This window comes from Bradyrhizobium sp. SZCCT0231 (genome assembly GCF_018130245.1).
Taxonomy (GTDB): domain Bacteria; phylum Pseudomonadota; class Alphaproteobacteria; order Rhizobiales; family Xanthobacteraceae; genus Bradyrhizobium; species Bradyrhizobium japonicum_F.
In genome coordinates, this window is the sequence record NZ_JAFCKP010000010.1 from 194,428 (window position 1) to 211,374 (window position 16,947).

At 65.5% G+C, this 16,947-nt stretch carries 11 protein-coding genes and 2 pseudogenes; 8 read left to right on the top strand and 5 right to left on the bottom strand.

Annotation, left to right across the window (positions count from 1 at the left end):
• Positions 1 to 25 precede the first annotated feature (25 nt).
• The 4 genes and pseudogenes from ubiV to JQ566_RS22800 all read left to right on the top strand — a co-directional run bounded on the left by ubiV (position 26) and on the right by JQ566_RS22800 (position 4,168).
• Positions 26 to 931: a ubiquinone anaerobic biosynthesis protein UbiV gene (gene ubiV, locus JQ566_RS22790; protein ID WP_212375773.1), complete on the top strand. Its 906-nt coding sequence runs from the start codon at positions 26 to 28 to the stop codon at positions 929 to 931.
• 10 nt (positions 932 to 941) lie between these two features.
• A pseudogene (locus tag JQ566_RS34670) lies at positions 942 to 1,037 on the top strand (NAD(P)-dependent oxidoreductase); the annotation flags it as partial.
• Between the two features lie 118 nt (positions 1,038 to 1,155).
• The gene (locus JQ566_RS22795; protein ID WP_212375776.1) at positions 1,156 to 1,350 is read left to right on the top strand and encodes a hypothetical protein; all 195 of its coding nucleotides are present in this window, start codon (positions 1,156 to 1,158) and stop codon (positions 1,348 to 1,350) included.
• Positions 1,351 to 1,846: 496 nt separating this feature from the next.
• The gene (locus JQ566_RS22800) at positions 1,847 to 4,168 is read left to right on the top strand and encodes a molybdopterin guanine dinucleotide-containing S/N-oxide reductase (RefSeq protein WP_212375779.1); all 2,322 of its coding nucleotides are present in this window, start codon (positions 1,847 to 1,849) and stop codon (positions 4,166 to 4,168) included.
• A gap of 240 nt (positions 4,169 to 4,408) precedes the next feature.
• Here the strand turns inward: JQ566_RS22800 and JQ566_RS22805 are convergent, their stop codons facing one another.
• The 3 genes from JQ566_RS22805 to JQ566_RS22815 all read right to left on the bottom strand — a co-directional run bounded on the left by JQ566_RS22805 (position 4,409) and on the right by JQ566_RS22815 (position 9,325).
• A complete protein-coding gene (locus tag JQ566_RS22805) occupies positions 4,409 to 5,383 on the bottom strand; it encodes a helix-turn-helix domain-containing protein (RefSeq protein ID WP_212375781.1) in 975 nt (324 codons plus the stop codon).
• A 272-nt stretch (positions 5,384 to 5,655) separates the two neighbouring features.
• Positions 5,656 to 6,363 (bottom strand): hypothetical protein, encoded by a 708-nt coding sequence (locus JQ566_RS22810; protein ID WP_212375783.1) that lies wholly within the window; start codon positions 6,361 to 6,363, stop codon positions 5,656 to 5,658.
• A 118-nt stretch (positions 6,364 to 6,481) separates the two neighbouring features.
• Entirely contained in the window at positions 6,482 to 9,325 is a 2,844-nt protein-coding gene (locus tag JQ566_RS22815) for an ATP-binding protein (RefSeq protein ID WP_212375786.1), read from the bottom strand.
• A 328-nt stretch (positions 9,326 to 9,653) separates the two neighbouring features.
• Here JQ566_RS22815 and JQ566_RS22820 point away from each other — a divergent pair, with 328 nt between their 5' ends.
• The 4 genes from JQ566_RS22820 to msrA all read left to right on the top strand — a co-directional run bounded on the left by JQ566_RS22820 (position 9,654) and on the right by msrA (position 12,333).
• Positions 9,654 to 10,322, top strand: coding sequence for a sensor histidine kinase (locus JQ566_RS22820; RefSeq protein ID WP_212375789.1), 669 nt, complete (start codon positions 9,654 to 9,656; stop codon positions 10,320 to 10,322).
• Positions 10,323 to 10,356: 34 nt separating this feature from the next.
• A complete protein-coding gene (locus JQ566_RS22825) occupies positions 10,357 to 11,043 on the top strand; it encodes a VOC family protein (protein ID WP_212375792.1) in 687 nt (228 codons plus the stop codon).
• Positions 11,044 to 11,252: 209 nt separating this feature from the next.
• On the top strand, positions 11,253 to 11,675 hold the full coding sequence (locus JQ566_RS22830) for an OsmC family protein (protein ID WP_212375795.1): 423 nt from the start codon (positions 11,253 to 11,255) through the stop codon (positions 11,673 to 11,675).
• 142 nt (positions 11,676 to 11,817) lie between these two features.
• A complete protein-coding gene (gene msrA, locus JQ566_RS22835) occupies positions 11,818 to 12,333 on the top strand; it encodes a peptide-methionine (S)-S-oxide reductase MsrA (RefSeq protein ID WP_212375798.1) in 516 nt (171 codons plus the stop codon).
• A 17-nt stretch (positions 12,334 to 12,350) separates the two neighbouring features.
• Here the strand turns inward: msrA and JQ566_RS22840 are convergent, their stop codons facing one another.
• Together JQ566_RS22840 and JQ566_RS22845 are read right to left on the bottom strand one after the other, a co-directional pair.
• Entirely contained in the window at positions 12,351 to 15,197 is a 2,847-nt protein-coding gene (locus tag JQ566_RS22840; RefSeq protein ID WP_212375801.1) for an ATP-binding protein, read from the bottom strand.
• A gap of 291 nt (positions 15,198 to 15,488) precedes the next feature.
• Positions 15,489 to 16,613: pseudogene (locus JQ566_RS22845) on the bottom strand (MFS transporter); the annotation flags it as partial.
• Positions 16,614 to 16,947 lie beyond the last annotated feature (334 nt).

Consider the following 16,947-nt stretch of genomic DNA (forward strand, 5'->3'; position numbering starts at 1 on the left):
TTTTTCGGAAATGTGAGGTCCAGCGATGCAACTCAGCCTCGGCCCGGTTCTGTACAATTGGGCGCCGGAACGCTGGCGCGATTTTTACTTCCGTATCGCTGACGAAGCGCCGGTCGACGTCGTATCCGTCGGCGAGATCGTCTGCTCGAAGCGCTCGCCGTTTTGCGCGCCCCACCTGCCGGCCGTGGTCGAACGGCTGCAAAAAGCAGGCAAGCAGGTCCTGCTGGGTTCGCTGATCCTGGTCTCGTTGCGGCGCGAGCGCCGTCAGACCGAAGAGCTTGCGGCGGCCGAGGGCGTCTTGGTCGAGGTGAATGATCTGACCTGCCTCAGGGCGCTCGCAGGCCGGCCGCACGCCATCGGGCCCTTCGTCAACATCTACAACGAGGCGAGCGCGGCCTTCCACGCCGCGCGCGGGGGGCGGCGCATCTGCCTGCCGCCGGAGCTGCCGCTGGCCTCGGTGGCGACGATTGCGAGAGCTGTTCCTGATGTCACGATCGAGCTGTTTGCGTTCGGCAGGGTGCCGCTGGCCATCTCCGCCCGCTGCTATCATGCGCGCCTTCACAAGCTCGCCAAGGACAATTGCCGCTTCGTCTGTGAGAAGGACCCGGACGGTCTCCTTCTGAACACATTGGAGCAGCAGGATTTCCTGACCGTCAACGGCGTGCAGACCCTGTCTCATACCTGCGCCAATTTGCTGGGCGATGCCGGCATCTTGCGCGAGAGCAACGTCGGCTCGCTGCGCCTGTCGCCGCAGGATTGCGACATGGTCGCAGTCATCAGGACCTTTCGCGATGTATTGGACGGTCGGGACGACGTCGATGGCGGCAACCGCCGCCTTGCTGCGGCCTATCCGGGTGTGCCGTTCTCGAACGGGTTCCTGTGGGCGGAGCCGGGGCACGTCTATCGCCGTACCCGACCAGGGGCTGCGTGAGGCTCAGCGTCGCAAGCTCGCGACGGCCTATGTCATGCTGGCCGATCCGCTCTCGAGCTACACTTCGGCAACGCTTCCCGTCCCCGGTGGTAAGCCGTTCATGTGATCGGATGTTCCCGTCAGCGACGGAGATGAGAATCGCCGCAAGGATCGCGGCGCCGCGATGACAGTGGAACGCCGTGCGGCCGCCGCTGTTCCATTCCCGTGCAGATCAGGAGAGCCGAATGAGCGATGCAGTGGATCGTCTTGCGGGCCTACTCGGACGTGCGGCGATGGAGGTATGGGGCGACATGCCTCGCGACATTCAGGAAGCGCTGTTCGAGACCGCCATGAAGGGACGTGCGACGGAGCGTGAGGAGCTCGCGCGGTTGCTGCACGAGTGGCATCCGCGCACGCTGCATCCGGCCCGACCGGGATGACGCAGCCGGCGGGAACGATCGCGCGAGCTTCTGATTGGTGAATCGTCTGCCGCGCTGCCAGACGGCCCAATGAGACTGCAGCAGGCGCATCGCCCAACCGTGATCAAATCTGTGGGCCCACCGACGTGACTGAGATGAATATCGGAAAATGGTACGACCCGATCTCGGAGCGGTGGATCGTGCCTCGCGAAACACCCAGCATCGCTGCGTGTGATCGGTCAAGCAGGGAGAACGTGCCGGAGACTCACAAGAGAGAAGAGGTGCAGCGGATCTGGGAGCTGCTGGTCGATTGCTGCGCACGCGGATGATGCAGGTGCAGGTCCTTGCCATCAAGTCCTTGCCATCAGGTCCTTGCCGTGACGCTTGGTGTCCAGCGCCCCTGAGGTTTTGCGCGGGGCAGGCAAGCGTTTCCGTCAACGCTGATCTCGACGACGTCCGGAGCGGATCGGTATATTAACACCCCGATTGCAGGCCGGAGCGGAACAAGGATCAGATGATGGACGACACGATTGGCTTTCCCGACCCCGGTCTCGACCTCTCGGACGGCTTCAAGCCGCACACCTCGCATTGGGGCGTGTTCTCCGCCCGTCAGGGCGCGGCCGGGCTCGAGGTCAGGGCCTATGCGGGCGACCCCGATCCGAACGGCATCATCGACAATTTTCCCGGCGCACTCCGCCACCAGGCCCGCATCGCCCAGCCGGCGGTTCGCCGCGGCTGGCTCGAGCGTGGGCCGGGCCCCGACGATCGCCGCGGCCGCGACGAGTTCGTCTCCGTCAGCTGGGAGAAGGCGCTCGACCTCCTCGGCGACGAGCTGTGCCGCATCCGCGACACGCGCGGGCCGGGCGCCGTGTTCGGCGGCTCCTATGGCTGGTCGAGTGCCGGCCGCTTCCATCACGCCCAAAGCCAGGTGCATCGCTTCCTCAACATCGCGATGGGCGGCTATGTGCGCTCGGTCAACAGCTATTCCTCGGGTGCGTCCTCGGTGCTGCTGCCGCAGATCCTGGCGGGCTACGAGGATATCACCAAGCGCAACGTCACCTGGGAGCAGATCGCTGATAACACCGAGATCGTGCTGGCATTCGGCGGCATGGCGCTGAAGAACTCCATGGTGGCAGGCGGCTCGATCAGCAAGCATGTCGAGCGCCGCGCCATGGCGGTGGCGCGCCGGCGTGGCTGCGAGTTCGTCCTGGTCAGCCCGCTGCGCGACGATCTGCCGGTCGAGGCCGGCGCCGAATGGATGAGTTGCGTGCCCGGCACCGACACTGCCTTGATGCTCGGCATTGTCCATACGCTGGTCAGCGAGAACCTGCACAACCAGGCCTTCCTCGATCGCTACACCGAGGGCTGGCCGGTCTTCCTGCGCTATCTCAACGGCGAGAGCGACGGGCAAGCCAAGCACGCAGAATGGGCCGCCGCGATCTGCGGCGTCGCGGCGGATACGATCCGTAAGCTGGCGCGGCGCCTCGCTGGAAAGCGCGCGCTCATCACGGTCTCCCATTCGCTGCAGCGTGCCGAGCATGGCGAGCAGCCGGTGTGGATGGGCATGGTGCTGGCGGCAGCCCTCGGCCAGATCGGTCTTCCCGGCGGCGGCTACGCCTATTCGCTCGGGGCGATCGGCTATTACGGCCGCCGCGTCAACGACGTGCCGGGGCCGACGCTGGGGCAGGGCCGCAACGGTGTTGCCGATTTCATTCCGGTAGCGCGCATTGCCGACATGCTGCTCAATCCCGGCAGCACGTATCGCTATAATGGCGAGACGCGCACCTATCCGGACATTCGTCTGGTCTACTGGGCCGGCGGCAATCCCTTCCATCACCACCAGGACATCAACCGCCTGCGCAAGGCGTTCGCGCAAGTCGACACATTCGTCGTGCACGAGCTCGCCTGGACCGCCACCGCCCGCCACGCCGACATCGTGCTGCCCTCGACGATGACGCTGGAGCGCGAGGACATCGGCTATTCCAGCAACGATCCTCTCATGGTAGCCATGCACCGGATCGCCGAGCCGTTTGGGCTGGCGCGCGACGACTACGAGATCTTTGCCGATCTCGCCGAGCGTCTCGGGGCGCGCGAACCCTTCACCGAGGGACGCACGTCGCGGCAGTGGCTAAAACATCTCTACGAGCCGACCCGCGCCTCGCTCGCCAAGCGCGGCCTGGAGGCGCCGAGCTTCGACGAATTCTGGGCACGCGGCAGCCTGGTCGTGCCGCAGCAGCCCGATGACGGCGGCCGGCTGCGCCGCTTCCGCGAGGATCCGGTCAATCACGCCCTGCCGACCCCGAGCGGACGCATCGAGATTTATTCGGCGAAGATCGCGGCTCATGGCGATGCGGATTGTCCCGGCCATCCAGTCTGGCTCGACAAGACCGATATGCCCAAGCCCGGGGCGCCGTGCTTCCTCGTCGCCAACCAGCCGGTGACGCGCCTGCACAGCCAGCTCGATTTCGGCGGACATTCGCTGGCCGCAAAGCATCGCGGCCGCGAGGTCGCGCGCATGAACCCGGTTGATGCGGACGCGCGTGGCATCAGGGACGGCGACATCATTCGCCTGTTCAACGCGCGCGGCGCGTGCCTGGCCGCGGTCTACGTCACCGACGGCATTGCGCCCGGCGTGGTCCAGCTTCCGACCGGCGCCTGGTACGATCCGATGGACCCCGAGGACGAGGCGCCGCTCTGCGTTCACGGCAATCCGAACGTGCTCACCCGCGACGTCGGCACCTCATCCCTGGCGCAGGGCTGCACCGGCCAGTTGACGACCGTCGAGGTGGAGAAGTTCACCGGCAATCTGCCGCCGATCCGCGCGTTCGATCCGGCGTAGCGGCGTCAGTATTGCGCTTTCGTGCCCCGGACGCAGCGCAGCGTCTCTTCGACGATGCGCTGCAGAGCCGGGGCCCATCTCACTGCAACCTACCGTGGAGCGTTCTGGGTCTCTGCGCCGCAACGCTCGCGCGTTGCAGCTCGTCCGGGACACGAGGACTTGCAGCGGCGAGATCGGGAGCAGCAAACAAGTTGAAGCACACGCCTTGGGATCCCTGTCGTCCGTCGCTCGCCTGATCAGCTACGCGGCTGCGCTGGCGATCCAATCCCGGTCCGGAAGCGCACGCCGCCTCGGCCGCGCTTCGGTCTCGAGCTGTCCGCCCGCGTTGGCGAGGCGCCAGCGCGCCGGAGATTGACCGCTGATGCGCTTGAAGACGGTCGAAAAATGCGCCTGCGTGCTGAAGCCCACCGCGAGCGCGATATCCGCCAATGGCCGCTCGGTGGTCGCGAGCAGCGCTTTCGCATGCTCGACCCGCTGCGTGAGGAGGTATTCGCGGGGACGGTAACCAGTCGCGGCGCGGAATTGTGCCGCAAAGTGCATTCTGGACAGGCCGGCGACATTGGCGAGCTCCGACAGGCTGATGCAGCGTTCGAAATGATCGGCGATGTACTGCTCGACGCGCCGCAGCCGCCATTTCGGCAAGGCATTGACCTTGACGCGCGGCAGCTCGATCCGGGTGAGATGCATCGCCAGGGTCTGACCGATGCAGCGCGTGAACTGCCGGTCCGCGGCGTCGCCATGTTCGATCAGCGCCTTGGCGAGCTCCGCAGCGAGCGGATCGCGCAATAGCACGAGGTCATTCAGTCCGTCGGCATGTGCCGGAAGATGATCCGTGGAGATGTGGACGTGCAGGAAGGCACACGGCGACTGGAATTGTGCGCCGAGAGGCTGCGACGGCGCGGTGACATACAGCGACCCCGCCGGCATGGTGCCTTCGAAGATGATCCGGCCGTTCCGCGTCAGCTTCGCGCGCGTGGTCTTCAGGGCAATGCCGACGAAATAGCGATCTTCCGGCGTCGTCGTCTCGTGCGATGAGGTGCTCCGCGGGTCGTCCCATCGCGAGATCGTGATGCCCTCACTCGCCGGCTCTGGCGTGCGATCGATCCGACGCCATTGGCTCTCCCGGGGAATTGCCTGTGTTGCGCGAATCGCGTGATCCCGCGAGGCAACCGGAAAGTCAATCCAGGCATGGGCCGCGTGCAAGTTGCTCGACATGGTTCGTCCTCTCCGGGCTTCGCTGCCGTTTGCAACGATCGGCAAACGCGCAAACCCAATGCTCTTCATGCTGAGAGGATAGACGTGAGCTGGCCAGGACGCCCGTTAGTGGTGATTAGGATGTGTTAGATTTTGTGCGTGTGCATCAGGTGTGACAGCTCGTCGCAGAATTGCTCACGAGTGCAATCTGCACCCGGGGCCGTCTGTTGGCTCGTTATGTATTGTTAGGCATTGAGAGGCAGAGTGGCTGCCGCTTTCGCGGGCCCTCGTCCCTACTCGAACACGGCGTCGAAGATTTCGACATCCATCAGCACGGGCTTGGCGATCACGGTTCCGTCAGGCTGCAGCGTCTGCGCTCGCCGAAGCGTCGGCACGACGATGCCGCCGAAACTGTCATGAGCCCACGAATAGTGTGCGACCTTGATCCCGAAGAGATCGTGGTCCGTCCGCCGTTGCAGGGCGTTCTCGTCGAAATAGAAGATCTGTTCAGGCGCGAGCGTGATGAGGTGCGAGGGGAATTGCGCCCGCAGCCGCCGCCACGTTTCGGCACCCTCGCGCCAGGGCAACAGCTCCTCCACCACGACATCGGGATGGGCGAGCAGAAAAGGGTTGGTCAGACAATTCCAGATTGCGACGCCGCAGAAGAAGACAAGATGCAGTTCGTCCGCAAGCGTTGGGACCTCCGCCTCGGGAAACGCAAGGCTCGGGTTGGGCCAGCTCCGCAGGACTTCGCCATCCAGGCTCTCGATCGTGATCGCGTCGGGTTGAAAGGAGCCGGAGTGTTCGCCTCCGGTGATGCCGGTGAACCGGAGCGACTGTGTGCGGGTCGAGCCTTCCGCCGTCACGTCCTTGAATTCGCGGGCATGTCCGGCGCTGGAGAACAGCGATCCGCCGACGGACAGGTGGAGCGTAAACCGGCTCAAGCTGTTCCAGCGGGCCAAGCCGCCACTGGCATCGATTACGTCGTCAAGAAGCGCCATGTCCCGCCATGTCCACCGTGAAGTGTCGCCACCATGGCGGGGTGTATGCGGCTTGGCGTGTTAGAAGTTGTTAGGAGTTGCGAGCGGGATTATTGGCGGTATCCCGTTGAACATGCTGTCAATTCAGGGTGCCCAGCAGCTCCCTTGCGGCGACCAGATCGCGCGTCTCTAGCCCCTCTTGGTAGCGCGCGACGAGCGGAGCGAGCAGCTCGCGTGCGTCGCCGGCTTTTCCGGCCTGGCGCCAGATGCGGCCGAGGCTGATCGCGCCGCGGAGCTCCCAGCCGACCGCGTATTGTCGCTGCGACAGGTCGAGCGATTTGCGCAAGCAGCTCTCGGCCTCCGCAGCCTTGCCTGACCGGGCGAGGATGTCGCCCTTGACCCTGAGCATCTCCGGCATGTCGAAGGACTCCCCATGATCGGGAATCTCGGCGATCGCCTCGTTGATCGTCTGCAACGCCTCGTCGGGCTGATTCTGGGAAGCGAGACCCTCCGCCAGCGCCGTCGCAAACACGGTCGTCATGATCCGGTGCCGTGTCGCGTACAGCGTGGCCTGGCTGCGGCGAAGGTGCTCGATGCCTCCGGCCACGTCACCGCGGCGCAGCAGCAGCTCGCCCTTCTGGCCGATGCCGACGGCGTGATAGGGGCCGAGGAAGTGCCGCGCCGAATGATCGATCAGCCGCTCGATCAGAAGTTCGGCGTTGTCCCAGTCGCCGACCCAGAGGAACACGTAAATCGTCCAGATCAGGGAGATGCCGAGGGTGAGCGGCTGTTCGAGCAGCTCAGCCTCGCGAACCGTGTATTTCGCCGCCTCGATCGCCCGCTCGGGCCGGCCGGTGAGCCAGAGCCCGCGCGCCAGCGCCACCAGCGCGACGATGCGGTCGTCATAGCCGAGATGGCCGATGTTCAGCCGTTGCGAGCCGGGATTGTGCACCATCGCGCTCTCGCAGAACCGAACCGCCTTGTCCTGGTTGCCGATCAGATGATGCGCTATGCCAAGCATCCATTCGACGTTCAGCGTGGCGGCGGGGTCGTTCAGCTTTCGCGCCACGCTCTCGCCCTGTTCGCCGATTCCGAGGGCGCCGTGAAAATCTCCGACCCTGGTCAGATAGACGTGCAATCCGCGCAGCAGCCAGAGCTGCCAGTGCAGGTCCTCGAGCTCTCGGGCCAGCTGGAGACTGCGCGTGAACGCCGACCGGACCGCTTCGGTATTGCCCTGCGTGAACATCACGGAGACGCCGAGCGCGGCCTGCAAGGTCATCTCCTTCCGGCTGTCCACGGCGCTCGTATCGCGTGACGCCAGCGCCTGCTGGGTCCAGCGGTAGCATTCCGTCAGCAAGGTCAGTTCGAGGAAGAACTGGGCCGCCGAGGCCGCCAGATCCACGCCGAGCGTCCGATCGCCGCGGTCCGAAAAGCTGAAGGTCAGCGCGGCCCTGACATTCGGCAAATGGTCGGCATAGGGAAGGAAGCCGCCCGCACTTTGCATGCCCGTGGATTTGAGGGCAATGTCGTGCAGGAAGTCGCGGAAATATTCGGCGTGGGCGTGCGCGACGCGGTCCGCTTCCCCGTTCTCGATGAGCTTGTCCGCAACGAAGGCGCGGGTGGTATCGAGCAGGCGATAGCGCAGCCGCCGCTCCGCCGGCGAGGTCGCGATCAGGGATTTGGAGAGCAGGTTCGAGATCGCCTCGACCGCTTCGGGCTCGCCGATGCCCTGGCAGGACGCGACGGCCAGCGCGGCCTCCAGCGTGAACGGCCCGACGAACACCGACAATCCGCGCAGCGTCGCGCTTTCGGCCGGCGGCAGCAGGTCGTAGCTCCAGGCCAGCGCCGCGCTCAAGGTCTGGTGCCGCGGAATCGCGGTGCGCCGTCCCCGCCACAGCAGCGAGAAGCGGCTGTCCAGCAGCGAGGCGGTCCCGGCAATGCCATAGGCGTTGACACGTCCGGCCGCGAGCTCGATCGCAAGCGCAATGCCATCCAGTCGCCGGCAGATTTCGGCGACGAGCGGGGCATCCTCCTCGCGGAGTTCGAATTCGCTCAAGCTCTCGGCAATGCGTTCCACGAAGAGCTGGCTTGCGGGATAGGCAAGGATGTCGGCGATGCCGAGCCCCTCGCGCTGCGGCGGGCAATCCAGCGGAAACAGCCGATGGACGCGTTCACCTTCGGCGCGGAAGGATTCGCGGCTGGTGGCCAAGATATGCAGTTGCGGCGCCTCGCGGACGAGGCGCTCGGCCGCAGGCGCGAGTTCGTCGAGCACGTGCTCGCAACTGTCGAACACCAGCAGCATCCGCCGGCTGCGCAGGACCGTCAGCAGGCCCGGAATCGGGTCCTCGGAATTGACGGTGAGGCCCAGCACGGCGGCAATCGTTCCGGGGACGAGCCGGGTATCCGTCAGCGCGCCGAAATCGACGAAACACACCTGGCCGTCGAAGGCCGCGAGCTCGCCCTGTGCGACGGCGAGTGCGACCGACGTCTTGCCGATCCCGCCGGGGCCGACGATCGTGACGAAGCGATGCTCGGCAAGTTCAGTGGAAATCCTCTCGACCGCATCGTCCCTGCCGATCATCTTCGCGGGCGGCGACGGCAGCGAGTGTGGCGAAGCGGCGGACGGGCCGGCCCGGCCCTCCGATGCTGCAGGCCGGAGCAGCGGAGCCGCGAAACAATAGCCGCGCCCCGGGACGTTGACGACGTAGCGGGAGCCTTCGCCGGCATCGCCCAAAGCCTTGCGCAGCGTCGTGATGTGGAAGCGCAGGCTGCCTTCGTCGACGTTCACGTCGGCCCAGATGCGCTTGATCAGCTCCCGCTTGTCAACGACCTCGCCGGCGCGCTCGGCGAGAAAGATGAGGATGTCGAGCGCACGGCCGCCGAGGTGAAGCGGCGCGCCGTCCTTTTCGAGCAGCCGCGATTTCGCGAACAAGCGGAACGGCCCGAAGGCAATGACCGCATCCTGCTCGTTAGTGTCCGGCACGGGCCAATGATTCCAGTGAATGAGCTGAAGTCTGCAGTTTGATCTACCAGATCGAGACGTTCAGTAAACTGGCCGAAAGTGGCGAAATCGCGTGGCGATCGCCGAGCGCGCCGGGACGTCCGCCGCAAAAATTTTGCTTAAACGCGAGCGGTTTACGGCGCGGCCGCGACAATTCGTCAGCGTGCCTGACCGTCGAGGCACCGGTCGTCCGCCGCCAGATTGCAGGTCACCGATCATAACAGAATCTTGCAACGTCTAACGGGCCAAACGCGCGCGCCGCATCCAGTATAGCCTTCGAGTTCAATCCTATTCCAACGGGGAGGCTATGATGTCCGGTATCGGCGCTCGGTCGAACGACCATGTCGTTCGACCTCAGTTCGTTGCCAGTCTCGATGATCAGTCGCGTGATTGGGAGCTCGTGCTGCGGGAGTCCCACCACCGCATGAAGAACACCCTGACGCTGCTGGGTGCGACAGTCCGCCGCGACTTCACGCGCGCGGCCACGAGGGACGTGTCGCTGGCGGTGGACCGGCTCGAGCGGCGCATCGTCGCCTTCGGCCGGCTCTATCAGCTCCTGTCCGACGACGACGATCCATCGGCCGTCGCTGTGGGGCCCTTCTTCGAGAGTCTGTGCGGGGCCCTCTCCGCAGCGGTGCTGGAGCCGGCAGGCATCCGCTGCGAGGCCGCGATCGAGAGCGGCAGGCTGCCGGCTGCGCAATGTCATCGGCTCGCCCTGATGCTGACCGAGCTGGTCACGAACGCGGCAAAGCACGCCTTCCCGAACAAGAGCGGTGCGCTGATCCGCATCGAATTTGCGAGCCGCGATGACACCTGGCTCTGCACGGTCGCGGACAACGGCATTGGTGCGACCGGTCCGCTTCAGGGCACCGGCAGCCGTATCCTCGAAGGGCTCGCACGCAGCATCCACGCGCGGTTGCGGGGCGAGGCGGGGCAGGGCGGCACGCGCGTGACCATCGTGATGCCGGCCGTCGCATGAAGGACAGCCTCAATTCACACCACGGGAGTTCGACATGACCACCATCGAAATCGATCGCGAAACCGGGACCAGGCCCTCATCGCGCAGCGTCGATATGAAGCTCGAGGTCGTCGTCATTCCGGTGTCCGACGTCGACCGTGCCAAGGCGTTCTACGCGCGCCTTGATTGGCGACTGGACGCCGATTTTTCGTCAGGCGACGACTGGCGCGTGATCCAGTTCACGCCGCCCGGCTCGGCCTGCTCGGTGATTTTCGGCAGGAACGTGACGGCCGCAGCGCCCGGCTCAGTGCGAGGCCTGTACCTGATCGTCCCCGATCTGGAGGCAGCCCGGCAGGACCTGCTCGACCGCGGCGTCGCGGTCAGCGCGCCATTCCACGGTGCCGGCGACCTTCATGCCGGGCCCGACGAGCCGTATCTGTTCGGCAGCGCTCGGGTCGGCGGTATCGACCCGAAGCGCGGCAGCTACAGCTCATTCGCCTCGTTCAGCGATCCCGACGGCAACGGCTGGCTGTTCCAGGAGGTCACGACACGGTTGCCCGGTCGCGTCGCAGGCGATGCCACGACATTCGGGTCGACGACCGATCTGGCGGCGGCGCTGCGCCGTGCCTCAGTGGCGCATGGTGAGCACGAGAAGCGTACTGGCGGTCACGACGAGAACTGGGCGGACTGGTACGCCGACTACATCGTGCGCGATCAGGCCGGTCAGCAGCTGCCATCCTGAAGCAACGGCATTCTCATTCGACAAGGAAGCCATCGCCGAGACCAAGCACTCGTCGACCTCGAGAACCGGCTCGGCTTCCATGTTGGTCAACTCGGTAGCTAACGGAACCGCTGCGGCGCTCGATCGGTTGGGAGGGCAGGCGGTCACGCCGATGTCGCCATCCACCGGTACGGAGCGCCGGTGCTTGAAACCAAACAAGGAGAACTGAGATGATCCGCAAGGCAACGGCAGTCTGGAAGGGCACCGGTCGCGACGGGACCGGTCATCTCTCGAGCGAATCCGGCGTGCTCAAGCAGACGCCCTATTCTTTCAAGACCCGCTTCGAGAACGAAAAGGGGACCAATCCCGAGGAGTTGATTGCGGCGGCGCACGCCGGCTGCTTCACCATGGCGCTGGCCTTCGGCCTTCAGATGGCAGGATTCACGCCGGATGAGCTCTCGACGGAGGCAGCCGTCACGCTCGAGCCCGAAGGCAAGGGTTTCAAGATCAGCAAGTCCGCGCTGACCCTGCGGGCGAAGGTGCCGAATCTCGATGAAGCCGGCTTCACGAAGATCGCTGGCGAGGCCGAGAAGAACTGCCCGGTGTCGAAGGTGCTCAACGCCGCGATCACGCTCGACGCCAAGCTGGTTTAGAGGCGAGCGTTTGCTTTGGGTCCATCCGGTCCTGGGAACCGGGTAGACTCGCGTCCAATGCGTGGCTTTCGGCCGGGCGGCCGAACGCCTATATGATGCGACGGATGCAGAATGGACAACGCGATCAATTGGGAGCGGACAGATGACGACGGAACGCGCAGTTTTGGCCGGAGGCTGCTTCTGGGGCATGCAGGATCTGATCCGCAAGCAGCCGGGCGTGATCTCCACCCGTGTCGGCTACACCGGCGGGCACGTGAAGAACGCCACCTACCGCAATCATGAAGGCCATGCCGAAGCGATCGAGATCATGTTCGATCCCGCCAAGACCAGCTTCCGCACCATGCTGGAGTTCTTCTTCCAGATCCATGATCCCACCACGCTCAATCGCCAAGGCAATGATCGGGGCACCAGCTACCGATCGGCGATCTTCTACACGAGCGAGGAGCAGAAGCGGATCGCCGAAGACACCATTGCCGACGTCGAAGCGTCCGGCCTGTGGCCCGGCAAGGTGGTGACCGAGGTCGCGCCCGCAGCCGAGTTTTGGGAAGCCGAGCCGGAGCATCAGGATTATCTCGAACGTTATCCTGACGGCTACACCTGCCACTTCATCCGGCCCAACTGGAAGCTGCCGCGGCGCGCGGCTGCGGTGGGAGGTTAGCGCGCATCAGTGCGCGGTCAGTTCCGGAGTTGCGCCGTCAACTCGCGCGCGGTGCGCATGTCGGCGATCTCGGCGCCCTCCGTGAACGATCCCAGGACATTCCTCAGAACGGCCAGAGCGGCCGCGTTCTGGCCAGCCCCCATCTTGAGTCGCGCGAGGCTGATCGCGCAGCGCAACTCCCAGAAGCGCGCGCCCTGGTGGCCGGCAATCTCCATGGCCTCGCGAAAGCGTGCCTCGGCGTCCTCTGAATGCCGCGCGCTCCTGAGCATCAATTCTGCCTTGATGCGGATCAGCTCCGGCAGATACCAGAGCTCCTGCCGGTCGTTGCAACGGGTCAGGACGTCGTCGATCACGTCGAGGCCTCGGTCGATCTGGTCGGCCTCCAGAAAACCCGCTGCCAGCTCGCCGAGCAGGGGAAGAAAGCGCGGCAGGAAGCGCGCATCGCCGGCGCGATTGAGCTCTTCGCGCAGCAGCGGCAGGCCGATCGCGACGTCGCCGCGCTTGGCGACGACTGCCGCATTGAAGGCCCTTGCCCACAGGCCCCACAGCCGGATCGCGTGCCGCTCGGTGTGCTCGAGCAGCTCGCTGCCGTGGCGTTCCGCGGCGTCGAGATCGCCGGCCCAGAAAGCGATCGGGCAGGCGGCCTGTCCCAGCACGCTGCAGAAGGTCAGGGCGTGGCCATTGGCCCGGCCTTCCTCGATGTTTCTTGCCGCCAGCGCCTGGGCCTGGTCGGCGAGACCCTGCAGCCACAGGATGCGCGCCCGGAAATATTGCGTCGAGATCCTGAGATCGAGCGGGAAGATCTTCGGCTTCTCCGCCAGCACGTGCAGCGAAGCATTGACCCGGTCGATGCGCTGCCGCGCGTCGTTCTGGTCGCCGAGATAGTGCAGTGCGACAGCCATCAGCCGGTCGCCCAGCATGAGGTCGGTCTTGTCAGGGGAGTTCGCGGCCGCGCTCGCAAAGCGATCGGCGAGCGCACGGGCCTTGCCGAACTGCCCGTTGTTGAACTGGTCGATGCACAGGCCCCACAGTGCGCGCAGGCGGAAATCCTTGTCGTCGAGCTTGTCCGCCAGCGCGAGAGTCGTCTCCAGGATCGGGCGCGCCTCGCGCGCGCGGCCCTCGCCATACATCAGCGACCAGCCGAGTGCCGACAGCAGCTGCATGCGGATGCGATCGTCGCCCCCGGTGTCTCCGAGCGCTGCAAGCGCCGTTCTGGTACGTTCGCGGCATTCGGCGAACAGCGAAAGGCGTACCCACAGCGTGACCGCGGCCGCCGTCAGCGCGACACCGAGCCTTGCGTCGCCGTCGGGCGCGAAGGCCCAATCCAGCGCCGCGCGCACATTGTCGAGCTCCCCCGCATAGATGCTCAGCCATTCGGGCAGCGGTGTCGATGTATCGGCCTCCGCGTGCTCGAAGAAATCTCGAAAATGCTCGGCATGGCGCCGCGCGAACTGCCTGAGTTCACCGAGCTCGTTCAGCTTCCCGAGCGCGTAGGTGCGCGTAGTGTCGAGCAGGCGATAGCGCAGCGCCCGCGAACCGGATGGCGAGATCAGCGATTTGGTGACCAGGCTGTCGATCGCCTCCAACGTCTCCGAGATGCTGAGGCCCTCGCCGGATGCGACCGCGGCGGCGGCCTCCGGCGCGAATGGTCCGGCAAACACCGACAGTCGCCGCAAGGTGGCGCTTTCCGCCGGAGGCAGCAGGTCGTAGCTCCAGTCCAGGGCCGCAGCGAGCGTCTGGTGCCGCGGCACGGCCGTGCGCCGCCCCCGCCATTGCAGCGAAAAGCGGCTGTCGAGCAGGGAGGCCGTGCCGGCGATGCCGTACGCATTGACACGGCCCGCCGCGAGTTCGATCGCCAGCGCAATGCCGTCGAGGCGCCGGCAGATGTTCGCGACCAGCGGCGCTTCCTCGGCGCTGAGCTGGAACGGACCCGAGCCCTGCGCGATGCGCTCGACGAAGAGCTGAGCCGCAGGGTAGGCGAGGACCCCGGCGACATCGAGGCTCTCCCGCTCCGGCGGACAATCCAGCGGGAACAGCCGGAAGATCCGCTCGCCTTCGCTGCGGAACGACTCGCGGCTGGTTGCGAGAACGCGAAGCTGCGGCGCTTCGCGAACGATGCGCTCGACGAATGGAGCCAGCGTGTCCAGCACATGCTCGCAACTGTCGAAGATCAGCAGGGTCGGTCCGGTCCTCAGGAATGTCAGAATGGCCGGCGTCGGGTCCTCCGCGCTGACGTTCAGTCCGAGGACCGAGGCGATGGTGGTCGTGACATGGCCGGCGTCCCGAAGCGGACCGAAATCGACGAAGAAGACGCGTCCGCCGAAATCCGCCGAGCGGCGATGCCCGACCGTGACGGCGACGGCCGTCTTGCCGATGCCGCCTGGGCCGACCACCGTCATGAAGCGATGCAGCGTCAATCCGGTTGAAATCTTCTCGATCACCTCCTCTCGTCCGATCATCTTTGCAAGCTGAGCAGGCAGGGAGCGAGGGGTGACGATTTCGGATGGTGAGGCTTGGGCGACCGGCGGAGCCGCTTGAGCGAACGGCGCGACAAAGCAATAGCCGCGGCCGGGCACATTGAGGACATAACGGGCCGACTTGCCGGTATCGCCGAGCACCTTGCGCAGCGCTGCGACGTGGAAGCGCAGACTGCCCTCGTCGACATTCACGTCGGCCCAGATACGCTTGACCAGCTCCCTCTTGTCGATGACTTCACCGGGGCGCTCGGCAAGCAAGATCAGAATATCGAGCGCGCGGCCGCCGATATGAAGCGGCGCCCCCTCCTTCTCCAGGAGCCGGGACTTTGGAAACAGCCGAAATGGCCCAAATGAAATGTGCAAGTCGTGATTACTTTGAGCTGGCACGTGCCATTGCCCCCTCGACGGGAGTCAAAAGGTACTTGGTGGTGGTCTAGCAGAACGACGCGTCCAGTAAACTGGCCGAAAGCCGCATGGCAGACAGACTGGCGCAGATGGCTTGGGCTCGCTTCGGCTTGCCAAAATAGTGCCTGTGAAAGAAGGGTTTAGGTTGGCATGCCAGGACGACGGCCTCCACCCGCGCCCCGCGTGGGACCATTGCGGCTCCTGGCCGTTCCGTCCGCAAATTCGGCGCAAGGCCGCACACACATCGACGTGCGACATCTGGCGCTGCTCCGCCGTGACGATCCTCGCCGACAGTGTGACGAGACCCATCAATGCGGCCAGCAGCCAAAACGCCATCGGCAATCCGCCAAGACTTGCGACGAAGCCCACGCCGGCAGGGCCGATCAGGACCCCTGCGTAGCCCGCAGTCGTGATCGCCGCGACCGCAAGCCCGGTGGGCATCACCGTTTGCCGCGCCGCCCGCCGAAATAACACCGGCACGAGATTTGAGGCGCCGAGCCCGATCAGCAGGAATCCGCCGAGGGCGATCGCTGCAACGGGCGCTGTGAGCAGCACCACAAAACCCGCGATCGCTATGAGGCTGCCCCAGAGCAATGTCGTGCGGTCCCCGATACGTGCAACGACCGCGTCGCCGCCGAGCCGGCCCATGGTCATCGCGATCGAGAACACGATGTAGCCGGCTCCGCCTTGCGCCTCGGTGACGAGCCCCGCGCCGATCACGAGCAGCGCGCCCCAATCGAGCATCGCGCCTTCGACCAGGAAGGTGATGGCGCCGAGCAGTGCAAGCAGCAGCACCGATCCGTGCGGCAGCACGAACAGTGGACCCTCCTGCACCTGCACCGAGCGAAGCAGGCGCGGCCAGGTCACGAGCATCGCGATCAGCATCAGCACGGAGCAGATCAGCGTGCAGGCGAGCGCGCCGAGTTGCAGCGAGAGCAGCGCCGTCATCAGCGCGGATCCGGCGAAGCCGCCGATGCTGAACAGGGCGTGGAAGCCGGACATCAGCGGGCGTCCCGCGGCGCGCTCCACCTCCACGGCGTGGATGTTCATGGCGACGTCAATCGAGCCGAGCGCGGCGCCGAACGCAAGGAGCGCCAGCGCCAGCGATAGGGGCGAGCTTGCGATCGCGAGCAGCGGCAGGACCAGCGTGAGACCGAGCCCGCCTGCGACGATGATCGGCCTGCTGCCGTAGCGCGCGCTGAGAACGCCGGTCAGCAGCATCGCGACGACCGAGCCGATGCCGAGGCTGAGCAGGAGCAGGCCGAGGACTCCGTCGTCGACGGCGAGCCGCGCCTTCGCGAACGGCACCAGCGGCGCCCAGCACGCGATGCCAAAGCCCGCAACGAGGAAGGCAAGCCGGGTCGCAAGGCGGGTCGCCGGCCGGTCGGCAGAAGACATGAGAACTCCGGGAAAACAGGGGCGGGTACGGCCGATGAGTCCTCCGATTGCCGCGACTTTATGTCGGCAGTGCGTTCATATTGTCGCAGATCGCAACTCGTCGCGATTGCAGTGGACTCCCGTGGCCCGGATGGAGCGCCAGCGTAGTCCGGGGCCGCTCGCCCGGCATCTTGCACTTTCCCGGATTACGCTCGCACTCCATCCGGGCTACGGGACCGGGGTGTGTCGCCCGGCTGTCAACCCACCCGCGGAAAAATATTCCGCTTTACCGAAATTCGGAAATGGCGTATGTATCGCCTATCCCGGCTCATTCTTGAGGGGCGATCGTGCTGAT